Origin of the sequence: Actinomadura sediminis, assembly GCF_042675525.1 — a bacterium.
In the GTDB taxonomy this organism is placed as follows: domain Bacteria; phylum Actinomycetota; class Actinomycetes; order Streptosporangiales; family Streptosporangiaceae; genus Spirillospora; species Spirillospora sediminis.
On record NZ_JBHTJA010000153.1, the window covers coordinates 1 to 11,429 of the forward strand.

Consider the following 11,429-nt stretch of genomic DNA (forward strand, 5'->3'; position numbering starts at 1 on the left):
GCCGCCAGGCGGCGCCCGCGGCCGCGTAGGCGGCGGCGGCGAGCAGGCCGGCCAGCGCCCGTTGCAACGGTCCCGTCCCGCCCCCGGACAGCAGGGGCGCGGCGACGGCGAGCACCGCCGCGCAGGCGGCGGGCAGCAGGGACGCGGGCCCCGGGGCGGGCGGGAGCGCAGGTGTGGTCATCATCGGGCTTTCGGGACGGACGAGGTGACGCGGCGCGCGGGTCGTCCCGCCGGACGGAGATATGCGGGGGTCACTCCGGCGGGACGGGCGGACTCCATTCGGGTGTCCGATAACCGCAAAGCGGACGGGTTGAATGCGCGGCGCGAGGAATGGCCGTCTTCCCGTCCGGTGTCGCGTGCGACATTCGGCCTCGAGATTCACGCTGGGGGGATTTTGGACTTCGCAAGCAAAGCGCGACGCACCGCGTCGCGTCAAGGCGGCACCGGGCGAACACTGGGCGACGCACAGGCTTGCCAGAAATGTCCGGATGCCGTCTCCATCGTCGCCCGGATCCACCGGCGGCGCACGTCGGAGCGTTCCATGGGAGGCGGGGATGAAGAAATGCGCAATCGCACCCCTCGGGCAATATGAACGACTATTGTGCCCCGCCGCTTCGCCCGCTTGTGCGGCGTGCGTCCGGGATGCGGGAGTGTCGGGCGCATGCCGTTCGGTGCCGGGTGCGGTCAGGGTCCGGCGGGACCCGGCGGAGCGCGGCGCGGACGGCCGCGCCGCCCCCGCGCCCCCCGCCGCGCGCGGCGGCCCCGGGAGCGGTGATCGAGGAGCCGCCGGAGCCGGGCCCCCGTCGCCGCAAGGCGGTCCCCGCCTTCCCGCCGTCCGGGGCCGCCTGGAAAAAGTGATATCACTTTGCTAGATTGGCGATAACAGGACAGAGGGAGGCCCCATGGACACGACGGTGAAGGTCGAGATGCCGGCCCCGAAGATCTCGGAACGCCCGGCCCGCGACATCAACGGCTGGGGGATGCTGGCGCTGGCGGTGGTGCTCGTGTCGGCCGGCGCGCTGGCCGTGGTGCTCGGCGTGCTCACCGGCGGCGCCGCCGCGCTCACCGCCGGCATCGCCGCCGGTTCCGTGCTCGTCGTCGCCGGGCTGGTCGTGGCGGTCGGGCTGACCGCGGTCGCGCCGGGCGAGGCCCGGGTGCTGCAGGTGCTCGGCCGCTACGCCGGGACCGTGCGGACGGACGGCCTGCGGTGGGTCAACCCGATCAGCGAGCGGCAGAAGATCTCCACCCGGATCCGCAACCACGAGACGGGGCTCGCCAAGGTCAACGACCTGGACGGCAACCCGATCGAGATCTCCGCGGTCGTCGTCTGGCAGGTCCGCGACACCGCCCGCGCCGTCTTCGAGGTGGACGACTTCGTCGAGTTCGTCGCGTTCCAGACCGAGGCGGCCGTCCGGCACATCGCCGGCAGCTACCCCTACGACAGCCACGAGCAGACCTCGCTGCGCGACAACGCCGACGAGATCACCGCGCAGCTCTCGGCGGAGGTGACGCAGCGGGTCGCGTCCGCGGGCGTCGACATCATCGAGTCGCGGATCACCGGGCTGGCGTACGCGCCGGAGATCGCGCAGGCCATGCTGCGCCGCCAGCAGGCGGGCGCGGTCGTCGCGGCGCGGCAGCGGATCGTGGAGGGCGCGGTCGGCATGGTGCAGCTCGCGCTGGACCGCCTGGTCGAGGACGATGTCGTGGAGCTCGACGAGGAGCGCAAGGCGACCATGGTCAGCAACCTGCTGGTGGTGCTGTGCGGCGACCGCGACGCCCAGCCGGTGCTGAACACCGGCAGCCTGTACCAGTGAGCGGCCCTACGGCGGGTGATGATCGGCAGTGACCTCCGAGCGCAAGAAGATTCTGCTGCGGCTCGACCCGGCCGTCCACGACGCGCTGGCCCGGTGGGCCGGGGACGAGCTGCGCAGCACCAACGCGCAGATCGAGTTCCTGCTGCGCAGGGCCCTCGCCGACGCGGGGCGGCTGCCCGGCTCGGTGGGCCGGATGCGTCCCCGGGGCCGCCCCCGCAAGGCCGCCGCCGCGGACGACGCGGACGCGGCGGCGGAGGCCGCCGACGAGGACGCGCCCGGACGAGACCCCGACACGCGAACCCGGAAGGACCCGCCGCGCGGCGGGAGCGAGGACTGACCATGGTGGTGCGGATTCCCGAGTCGCTGCCGGCCCGGATGTTCCTGCTGGCCTACGACCTGCGCAAGAAGAAGATGACCAAGAGCGGCCGTCACCTGGGCTACCTGCTGCGGGCCGCCGCGCTGACCGAGCTGTACCTGGACGGGCGGCTCGGCGACGACGAGAGGGCCCGGCCGCGGCCCGGCACCCCGGGCGCCGACCCCTACGGGCTCGTGGCGCAGATCGCCGCGGCGCCCCGGCCCCGCTCGTGGCAGCACTGGGTGCGCAAGGACGCCAAGGCGTTCATCGGCCCGGTGCGCGACGAGCTCGTGGCGGACGGGCTGATCCGGGTGCGGCGGCGACGGGTCCTCGGCCTCTTCACCGTCGAGGACGTCACGGTGAAGGACCCGCGGGTCGTGAAGACCCTGTGGGGCGGGGCGTCGTCGGCGCTGCGGGGGCGGCCGGTCGCGCACGTCAACAGCTACGACGCGGCCGCGATCGCGCTGGCGGCGGCCTGCGAGCTGAAGTCGGTGCTGCCCGGCCCCGACCGGCGGCGGCACAAGCGCCGGATCGAGGAGCTGACCGCGCGGTCGGGCCCCGTGCCGCGCGCCGTCCGGAAGGTCCTGCAGGCCGAGCACGCCGCCGCGAGCAGCGCCGGCTGACCCGGCCCGGCGCCGGGAACGGCCCGGCGCCGGGGAACGGCCGGGCGGCGGAAAACCCTTCGTGCGGGGCCCGCGGCGGTCGGTATCGTCCGCGGCATGCGCGAGAAGATCGGCCGTTTCCTCAACGTCGTGGACGTCGAGGCGACGTGCTGGGACGGGCCCGTCCCGCCGGGGCAGACGAACGAGATCATCGAGATCGGGTTGTGCGTCGTCGACCTGGAGGAGCGTGCGCGGGTGGCGAAGCACCGCATCCTGGTGCGTCCGGAACGGTCGGAGGTCGGCGCGTTCTGCACCGGGCTGACGGGGCTCACGCAGGACGAGGTGGACGGGGGCGTCCCGTTCCGGGAGGCGTGCGCGCTGCTGGAGCGGGAGCACCGGTCGCACGAGCGGACGTGGGCGAGCTGGGGCGACTACGACCGCAAGCAGTTCGAGCGGCAGTGCGGCGGGGGCGTCCGCTACCCGTTCGGTCGCCGGCACGTCAACGCCAAGGCCGTGTACGCGGCGTCGCACGGGCTGCGCCGGATGGGCATGGCGGGCGCGCTGCGGCACGCCGGGCTGCCGCTGGAGGGACGCCACCACAGCGGCGCGGACGACGCGTGGAACATCGCGGCGCTCGTCCTGGACATCGCGGGGCGCGGCGCCTGGCCCGCCCGGGAGGATGTTTGACCCCGCCCGCTCGGGCACCCTCTCCGGGGAGGGCCGAGACGGACGATCACGGAGACGACGTGGAGATCAGCCTGGACCTCCTGTTGCCGCGGGACGCGGCGAGCGTTCCGGCGACCCGGAGGATCCTGGACGCGGCACTGCGCACGCTCGGCGTCGACCAGCAGATCTGCGGCGACATCGAGATGATGCTGAGCGAGGCCTGCACGAACGTCATCGAGCACGCCGCGAACGGCGCCGACTACACCGTGCGGGCCACCATCCAGGACCGGCGGTGCCTCATCAAGGTCATCGACGCCGGTGAGGGGTTCGACGCCGACCTGGTGCCCGAGCCGGACCTGAGCGCCGACCACGGCCGCGGCCTTATGATCATGCGGTCGCTGGCCGACGACGTCAGGTTCGGCGGCTTCGCCGCGGACGGCGCGCTCGTCGCGCTGGAGAAGCGGCTCAGCTACGGGGAGGGCAGCCTCGGCGGGCTGCTCGTGGCGGAGAGCGGGGAGACGGACATGAGCGAGGCCGATCCCGAACTGGAGGAGTTCGCGTCCCGGCTGTTCGAGGCGGCGCGCACGGGCGACACCGAACGGCTCGTCGCGTACATCGACGCGGGGGTGCCCGCGAACCTGGCGAACGACAAGGGCGACACGCTGCTGATGCTGGCCGCCTACCACGGGCACGCCGGCGCGGTGCGGGCGCTGGCCGCCCGCGGCGCGGACCCCGAGCGGCAGAACGACCGCGGGCAGCGGCCGCTCGCCGGCGCGGTGTTCAAGAAGGAACCGGACGTCGTGCGCGCGCTGCTGGACGCGGGCGCCGACCCCCGCGCCGGGACGCCGTCCGCCATCGAGACCGCGCGGATGTTCGGCCACACCGACTTCCTCGCCTGGTTCGAGGAGACCCCGCCGCGAACGCGCTGACGCCCGCCCCGCGACGCCGGCCGCGGCACGGCGCCCCCCGCCGGCGGTCCGAGCGGCGCGCGCCCGGGACGGGCCGGGCACGCGGGGCCCACGGGGGCGCTCGGAGAGCGGTTCGGCGGGGGCGGTTCAGCGGGGCGGTTCGCTCTTCGCGTCACCGCTCCCGTTCACGGCGGGGGCTTCCTGCAGGCTCACGCGGTGGTGCCAGTACGGCGGCGCGTAGCCGTCCCGGCGCAGCGACCGGTGCAGCCGCTTCAGGTACTCGTGCTTGATCCGGAACTGGTCCTCGAACTCCGTGGACCGCAGGATGACGTGGAAGCCGACGGACGAGTCGTTGAAGTCGTCGAAGCGCACGAAGACGCCCGCGCCCTCGACGCCTCCCTGCACTTCCTTCATGACCTCGTGCCCGACCTCTTCGAGCAGGCTTTCGGCCTTGTCGAGGTCGATCTCGTAGGGCAGCTTCGCGTAGACGAGGATCGACATCTCCTCGCCGGGACGGCTGTAGTTGGTGAGGATCGTGTCGGAGAACCGCTGGTTCGGGATCACCTCGATGTTGTCGGACAGGGTCCGGATCGTGGTGTTCCGCCAGTTGATGTCGACGACGTAGCCCTCCTGGCCGGTGTCGAGCCGGATGTAGTGACCGGGCTCGATCGTCTTGGCGGCCAGGATGTGCACGCCCGCGAAGAGGTTGGCGAGGGTGTCCTGGAGGGCGAGGGCGACGGCGAGGCCCCCGACGCCGAGGGCGCCGAGCAGCGGGCCGATCGAGACGCCGAGGCTCTGCAGCATGATCAGCAGGCCGATGCCGATCACCAGCACCTTGGCGATGTTGGCGAAGATCGTCACGTTCGCCGCGACGCCCTGCCGGGCCACCGCGTACGAGGACAGGCTCCCGGCGATCAGCCGGGCCACCGCCAGCGACACGAAGAAGATCGCGACGGCGGTGAGCACCCGGGCGAGGACGTCGAGGGTGCCGCGCGGCGCCTCCCAGACCTTCAGCGCGATCCAGACACCGGCGATGAGCGTGAGCGGGAGCGCCAGGTCGTGGACGAGCTTGGCGACCAGGTCGTCCCAGGCCCAGCGCGTGCCGCCGGCACGCTTGCCCAGCCTGGCGGTCAGCAGCCGCAGGCCGACGGCCACCACGACGGCGACCCCGAGGGCGATCGCGGCGGCGATCGGCCGTTCCCAGCTGTCACTCATGAGGGGTGCGGTCTCCTTCCGGGCGCGCCGGACGGCCCGCCGGTCAGATGAATTTTGTGCGATGTGCGTGCAAAGTACGCTTTACGCAGATCGCCTCGATCGTAGTCAACCCGTGGCCCGCCCGAGACGAGATCTCGACGAATGCCCGGGAACGGCGTCGTTTACGATCGATCGCGTGGTAGGCGTGGGCATGATGCGCCGGCTGGGGGTCACGGCGCTGGGACTGCGGAACGGCCCCCACAAGGTGACGGTCGAACGGGATCTGGAAGTTCCCGCGGGCGACGGTGTGACGTTGCTCGCGGACCGGTACGCGCCCGTCCTCGACGGCGGGGACGTGCGGAGCGCCCCGACAGTGCTGGTCCGCTCCCCGTACGGGCGGCGCGGGCCGTTCGGGCTGATGTGCGGGCAGGCGTTCGCGTCGCACGGCTTCCAGGCGGTGGTGCAGAGCGTCCGCGGCGGGTTCGGCTCTGGCGGCGTGTTCGAGGCGCTGGACGAGCGGGAGGACGGCCTCGCCACCATCGAGTGGCTGAGGCGGCAGCCGTGGTTCGGCGGGACGTTCGCGATGCACGGCCCGAGCTACCTCGGCTACGTGCAGTGGGCGGTGGCGGCCGAGGCGGGCCCCGAACTGAAGGCGCTGTCGATGCAGGTCACCGCGTCGACGTTCCGGGACGCCGTCAACGTCGGCGGGACGTTCGCGCTGGAGTCGGCGCTGATCTGGGTGGACATGACCGCCCGGATGAAGAACTCCCTGTCGGGCATCACGACCGGCCTGATGTCGCCGCGCCGCGCCCGCCGCGCCGCGCTGTCGGGCCGTCCGCTCGCCGAACTGGACCGGATCGCGACCGGCGAGCAGCAGCGGTTCTTCCAGGACCTCCTGGTCAACGGCCCCGACACCCCGTTCTGGGACAAGCGCGACTTCAGCCCCACGGTGTCGCGGGTCACCGCGCCGGTGAACATGACCGGCGGCTGGTACGACATCTTCCTGCCGTGGCAGCTCAAGGACTACGCGGCGCTGCGGGCCGCCGGGCAGGAGCCGTACCTGACGATCGGCCCGTGGTTCCACGCCGACCAGCGGATGATGCGCGGGTCCGTCGGCGAGTCGGTGACGTGGTTCCGCGCCCACCTGCTGGACGACCCGTCCGGACTGCGCCCGAACCCCGTGCGGCTGTACGTGACGGGCGCCGGGGAGTGGCGCGAGTTCCCGCACTGGCCCGTCCCGGGGATGCGGGAGGAGCGCTGGCACCTGCAGCCGGACGGCGGCCTGGCCCCGGAGGAGGCGCCCGAGTCCGAACCCGACCGGTACCGGTACGACCCGGAGCATCCGACGCCGTTCCTCGGCGGGCCCACGCTGCTCGGCGAGACGCACCCGTCCACCGACCAGCGGCGGCTGGAGCGGCGGCGGGACGTCCTGACGTTCACGTCCGCGGAACTCGCGGAGGACCTCGAGATCATCGGCCCGGTCACCGCCGACCTGCACGTCAGGTCGAACCGGGAGCACACCGACTTCGTCGTGCGGCTCTGCGACGTCGCGCCCGACGGCACGTCGCTGAACCTGTGCGAGGGGATGCGGCGGCTCGTCCCCGGCGAGCCCGAGCCGGACGCGGACGGCGTGCGGGCGGTCGCGGTCGAGCTGTGGCCCGCCGGGCACCGGTTCCGCGCCGGGCACCGGATCCGGGTGCAGGTGGCCAGCGGCGCGTACCCGCGGGTCGCCCGCAACCCCGGGACCGGCGCGCCGATCGGTACCGCGACCGAGATGCTCACCGCCGACCAGGAGATCTTCCACTCCCCCGGCCGCCCGTCCACGATCAACCTTCCCGTCGTGCCCGCGGGCGCCGGGGACATGGGGGTCGGCGGGGACATGGGGGACGGCGGGGACATCGGAGGCGGAGACGCGGGGGACGGCGGCGGCCCGGCGGGCGCGGGCGAGTAAATCTGCCGGTATCCGCGCTGATCGGAGGCGATCCGGTGGAGGCATCCGATTCGTGAGGTTTGACGGAGACGGCGCGCGGGGTAAGGATCTCAGCGAGCAGGTGTCTACGACGCAGATACCTCCAGGCTTCCCCTGTGTCGTCCCGGAGGATCCCGTTATGCACCGCCCGCTGAACATCGCGCTCGTGTCCGCCTCCGACCTCGACGGCGAGCACTTGCAGTCCGTCCATGTCCGGGATCTCGCCCGTTCTCTCGTCCGTCCCCTGCACGGCGACGGAGAGCCGAACCACGTGACCGTGTACGCCCGCCGCCAGGACGGCGACGCGAAGAGCCGCACCCGGCTCGGCCCCGGCGCCGCGCTGGTCCGGCTCGACGCCGGCCCGGCCCGCCCGCTGACCGAGGACGAGACGCTCGCGTACCTGCGCGACTTCGCCGACGAGCTGCGGCACCGCTGGTCCGGCGCCGGCCGCCCCGACATCGTCCACGCGCACGGCTGGATCGGCGGCCTGGCCGCCTGCGCCGTCGCCCGCGAACTGGACATCCCCTTCGCGCAGAGCTACCACGGGGTCGCCGCCGCCGAGCGCCGCACCGGCCGCGAGGTGCACCCGCACCGCGACCGCCTGGAGAAGGCCATCGGCCGGAGCGCCGCGATCGTCCTCGCCGGGCACGCCGAGGAGGCGAACGCGATCGTGCGGATGGGCGTCCCGCGCCCCGCGGTCGCCGTCGTCCCCTACGCGGTGGACGGCGAGCAGTTCGCGCAGACCGGCCCGGCCCTGCCGCACGGCGACCGCGCCCGCCTGGTGATGGTCTGCGACGACCTCGAGGCCGGGGACGTCCCGACCGCGCTGCGCGCCCTCGTGCACGTCCCGGACGCCGAGCTGGCCGTCGCGGGCGGTCCCGAACGCGAGGAACTGGAGAACGACCCGGTCGTCCACAAGCTCAAGCTCATGGCCAAGGAACTGCACGTCGCCGACCGGGTGATCTTCCTGGGCCGGCTGCCGCGCAGGTCGCTGCCGCGGCTGCTGCGCACCGCCCGGCTCGCCCTGTGCCTGGAGCCCGTCCAGCCGTCCCCCGCCGTGCCGCTGGAGGCCATGGCCTGCGGCGTCCCGGTCGTGGCGACCACGGCCGGCGGCAACGCCGACGAGGTGCTCGACAAGATCACCGGGCTGCACGTCCCGGCGGGCCGCCCGGTGCAGATCGGCCGCGCCGTCCGGCGGCTGCTGTCGGAGGAGACCACCCGCCACGGCTACTCGATCGCCGCCGCCGACCGTGCCCGCTCCCGCTACTCCTGGGAGCGGATCGCCGCCGAGACGCTGCGCGCCTACCACAAGGTGCTGCCCGTGCCGGAGGTTCCGGCGCCCCGCGACGAGGAGGCCACCGAGGCCGCCGAGCAGGACGCCGCCGACCGGGCCGAGGAGCACGCGGTCGTCGAGGAGCGGGAGCCCGCCCTCGCCCGCTGACCGCCCGCCGGCCGCCCGCCGGCCTTCCCGTCCGGGCCCCGGACCGCATCCCAGTCCGGGGCCCGGCGCATGCGCCCGGACCATCGCCGGTCCGGTGGAATACTGGGCGCGATGGAGCAGAAGGACGTTCGGTGCTGATCGGCAGGGCGGCGGAGCTCGCCGAGCTGACCGGCGCGCTCGACGAGGCCTCGGCGGGCCGCGCCCGCGCGGTCCTCGTCGGCGGCGACGCCGGGATCGGCAAGACGCATCTGGTGTCGACGCTGCAGCGCGCGGCCCGCGAACGGGGCTGCGCGGTCCTGGTCGGCCAGTGCGCCGAGCTGGGCGAGAGCGTCCCGTACCTGCCGCTCGCGGACGCGCTGTGGACGGCCTCGCGCGGCGACGGGCCCGAGGCGACGGCCGTCCGGGACGCGCTGGCGGCCCGCCCGGTCCTGGGCCGGCTGCTGCCCGACGGCGAGGGCGGCCCCGGGGACGGCGACCCGCTCGCGCCCGACCTGGGCCGGCAGCGGCTGTTCGGCGCCGTGCTCGGGCTGCTCGGCGAACTGGGCGGCGACCGGCCCGTCCTGCTCGTGCTGGAGGACCTGCACTGGGCCGACCGCTCCACCCGCGACCTGCTGACGTTCCTGTGCCGGGTGCTGCAACGCGAGCGGGTCTGCCTCGTCGGGACGTACCGGTCGGACGACCTGCACCGGCGGCACCCGCTGCGCCCGCTGGTGGCGGAGCTGCGGCGGCTGCCGAACGTGACGGGCGTCCAGGTGCGGCCGTTCGGGCGCGCCGAGACCGGCGAGTACCTGGCCGCGCTGTCGGGGACGCCGGCCGCGCCGGTGGCCGCCGAGCTCGTCGAGCGGGTGCACCTGCGCTCGGAGGGCAACCCGTTCTACGCCGCCGAGCTGCACGCCACCGCGGACCTGGACGAGCTTCCGGCCGGGCTCGCCGACCTGCTGCTGTCGCGGGTCGAGCGGCTGTCCCCGGACGCGCGGCGCGTCGTGCGGGTCGCGGCGGTCGCCGGACGCCGGGTGGACGACGAGCTGGTGCGGCGGGTGTCGGGCCTCGCGGAGGACGCGGCCGGTGAGGCGCTGCGGGAGGTGGTGTCGCACCAGCTCCTCGTCCCGGGCGGCGACGGGTACAGCTTCCGGCACGCGCTGCTGCGCGAGGCCGTCTACGCCGACCTGCTGCCGGGCGAGCGCACCCGGCTGCACGCCGACTTCGCGCGGCTGCTCGCCGCGGACGCCGACGGGCAGGGCGGTTCGGCGGCGGAGCTGGCGCACCACAGCCGCGCCGCGCACGACCTGCCCGCCGCGTTCGCCGCGTCGGTGCGGGCGGCGCGGGAGGCCGGGCGGCTCGGCGCGCCCGCGGAGGAGTTCGAGCACTACGAGCGGGCGCTGGAGCTGTGGGACGCGGTCCCGGACCCGGAGGCGGTCGCCGGGACGGACCGGGACCGGCTGACGCTGGCCGCCGCGCAGGCCGCGGCCGAGGCCGGCGAGCTGCACCGCGCGGTGCACCGGCTCCGCCGCATGCTGGAGACCGCCGACCCGGCGGACCTGCGGCTCGGCGTCCAGATCCGGGAGCAGCTCGCGTCGTACCTGGGCGAGATCGACCTGGACGAGGAGGCGCAGGCGATGGTCCGGGAGGCCGTCTCGATGCTGCCGCCCGATCCGCCCACGACGGAGCACGCCCGCGCCCTGGCCACCTACGCGAAGATGCTGCTGTACCGGGACGCGGACGGCGAGATGCCCGGGTTCGCTGAGCGCGCCGTGGCGGTGGCCCGCGCGGCGGGCGCGGTCGACGCCGAGGCGAGCCTGCTCATCAGCCTCGGCGGCTATTGGAAGCGGCGGGCCGACGGGAAGGCCGCCGAGGTCATCGAGCGGGCCCGCGACCTCGCACTGAAGGGCGGCAGCCCGCTGGTGACGCTGCGGGCGATGTTCCACTACGCGGGCGTGCGTTTCGACCGCGGCGACCTGGCGGACGCGGCCCGCGCCGCCGACGACGGCGTCCGGTACGCGCACGCCAACGGCCTCGACTGGAGCACCTACGGCGCCCTGCTGCGCTGCCTGGCGTTCCTGATCCGCTACACCACCGGCGACTGGGCGGAGGCGGCCCGGCTGGCGGAGGGGTTCGGCGCCCAGGTGACGCGGCGGGCGGAGGCGCAGGTCTCCGCCTACGCGCTCTTCCTGGAGGTCGCGCGGGGCGACGCCGGGGTGGACGAGCGGCTGCGCTGGCTGGAGCCGCTGCTGCCGGAGGACCCGTTCCTCATCTACATCGCGCGGGGCCTGGCCGCCGAGCACGCGCTGTGGCGCGGCGACCCCGGGACGGCCGTCGGGCACGTCGACGCGGTGCTGGCGAGCGCGTACGGCGCGGAGATCAGCGCGGTCCGGGTCGCCGCGGCGGGACTGCAGGCGCACGCCGAGCTCGCGGCCCGCGACGGCGCCGCCGGGAACGGGGCGGCCGTCGCCGCGGCGGTCGCGGCGGCGGCCGCGGTCACC

Annotated in this window: 10 protein-coding genes and 1 pseudogene; 9 read left to right on the forward strand and 2 right to left on the reverse strand. The window is 74.6% G+C overall.

Going from position 1 to position 11,429, the window contains the following annotated elements:
- Window positions 1-184, reverse strand: a 184-nt coding sequence (locus ACFQ11_RS35075; RefSeq protein ID WP_378306760.1) for a hypothetical protein, incomplete at its 3' end; no start/stop codon positions are given.
- A 718-nt stretch (window positions 185-902) separates the two neighbouring features.
- On the opposite strand from ACFQ11_RS35075, the gene ACFQ11_RS35080 reads away from it, so the two are divergent.
- The 6 genes and pseudogenes from ACFQ11_RS35080 (at window position 903) to ACFQ11_RS35105 (ending at window position 4,366) form a co-directional block, all read left to right on the forward strand.
- Window positions 903-1,814: an SPFH domain-containing protein gene (locus ACFQ11_RS35080; RefSeq protein WP_378306762.1), complete on the forward strand. Its 912-nt coding sequence runs from the start codon at window positions 903-905 to the stop codon at window positions 1,812-1,814.
- A 28-nt stretch (window positions 1,815-1,842) separates the two neighbouring features.
- Window positions 1,843-2,151, forward strand: a complete 309-nt coding sequence (locus ACFQ11_RS35085; RefSeq protein ID WP_378306764.1) for a type II toxin-antitoxin system antitoxin — start codon at window positions 1,843-1,845, stop codon at window positions 2,149-2,151.
- A 2-nt stretch (window positions 2,152-2,153) separates the two neighbouring features.
- Complete coding sequence (locus ACFQ11_RS35090) at window positions 2,154-2,792, forward strand: GOLPH3/VPS74 family protein (RefSeq protein ID WP_378306766.1); 639 nt, start codon at window positions 2,154-2,156, stop codon at window positions 2,790-2,792.
- Window positions 2,793-2,888: 96 nt separating this feature from the next.
- Window positions 2,889-3,458 carry a 3'-5' exonuclease gene (locus tag ACFQ11_RS35095; protein WP_378306768.1) on the forward strand — a complete coding sequence of 190 codons (570 nt, stop codon included), beginning with the start codon at window positions 2,889-2,891 and terminating at the stop codon, window positions 3,456-3,458.
- A 59-nt stretch (window positions 3,459-3,517) separates the two neighbouring features.
- Window positions 3,518-3,844, forward strand: a pseudogene (locus ACFQ11_RS35100) (ATP-binding protein); the annotation flags it as partial.
- 117 nt (window positions 3,845-3,961) lie between these two features.
- Window positions 3,962-4,366 carry an ankyrin repeat domain-containing protein gene (locus tag ACFQ11_RS35105; RefSeq protein ID WP_378306778.1) on the forward strand — a complete coding sequence of 135 codons (405 nt, stop codon included), beginning with the start codon at window positions 3,962-3,964 and terminating at the stop codon, window positions 4,364-4,366.
- Window positions 4,367-4,492: 126 nt separating this feature from the next.
- Here ACFQ11_RS35105 and ACFQ11_RS35110 read toward each other — a convergent pair whose 3' ends face one another.
- Window positions 4,493-5,560 carry a mechanosensitive ion channel family protein gene (locus tag ACFQ11_RS35110; protein WP_378306770.1) on the reverse strand — a complete coding sequence of 356 codons (1,068 nt, stop codon included), beginning with the start codon at window positions 5,558-5,560 and terminating at the stop codon, window positions 4,493-4,495.
- A gap of 175 nt (window positions 5,561-5,735) precedes the next feature.
- On the opposite strand from ACFQ11_RS35110, the gene ACFQ11_RS35115 reads away from it, so the two are divergent.
- The 3 genes from ACFQ11_RS35115 to ACFQ11_RS35125 all read left to right on the forward strand — a co-directional run.
- Window positions 5,736-7,490 (forward strand): CocE/NonD family hydrolase, encoded by a 1,755-nt coding sequence (locus tag ACFQ11_RS35115; RefSeq protein WP_378306772.1) that lies wholly within the window; start codon window positions 5,736-5,738, stop codon window positions 7,488-7,490.
- 157 nt (window positions 7,491-7,647) lie between these two features.
- The gene (locus ACFQ11_RS35120) at window positions 7,648-8,949 is read left to right on the forward strand and encodes a glycosyltransferase (RefSeq protein WP_378306774.1); all 1,302 of its coding nucleotides are present in this window, start codon (window positions 7,648-7,650) and stop codon (window positions 8,947-8,949) included.
- Window positions 8,950-9,080: 131 nt separating this feature from the next.
- A partial coding sequence (locus ACFQ11_RS35125; protein WP_378306776.1) for an ATP-binding protein occupies window positions 9,081-11,429 on the forward strand: 2,349 nt, incomplete at its 3' end.

Excerpts from the sequence above, each read along its gene's own strand:
- ACFQ11_RS35090 (WP_378306766.1), top strand. The coding sequence starts at position 2,154 with ATGGTGGTGCGGATTCCCGAGTCGCTGCCGGCCCGGATGTTCCTGCTG.
- ACFQ11_RS35095 (WP_378306768.1), top strand. The coding sequence starts at position 2,889 with ATGCGCGAGAAGATCGGCCGTTTCCTCAACGTCGTGGACGTCGAGGCG.
- ACFQ11_RS35105 (WP_378306778.1), top strand. The coding sequence starts at position 3,962 with ATGAGCGAGGCCGATCCCGAACTGGAGGAGTTCGCGTCCCGGCTGTTC.
- ACFQ11_RS35080 (WP_378306762.1), top strand. The coding sequence starts at position 903 with ATGGACACGACGGTGAAGGTCGAGATGCCGGCCCCGAAGATCTCGGAA.
- ACFQ11_RS35110 (WP_378306770.1), bottom strand. The coding sequence starts at position 5,560 with ATGAGTGACAGCTGGGAACGGCCGATCGCCGCCGCGATCGCCCTCGGG.
- ACFQ11_RS35120 (WP_378306774.1), top strand. The coding sequence starts at position 7,648 with ATGCACCGCCCGCTGAACATCGCGCTCGTGTCCGCCTCCGACCTCGAC.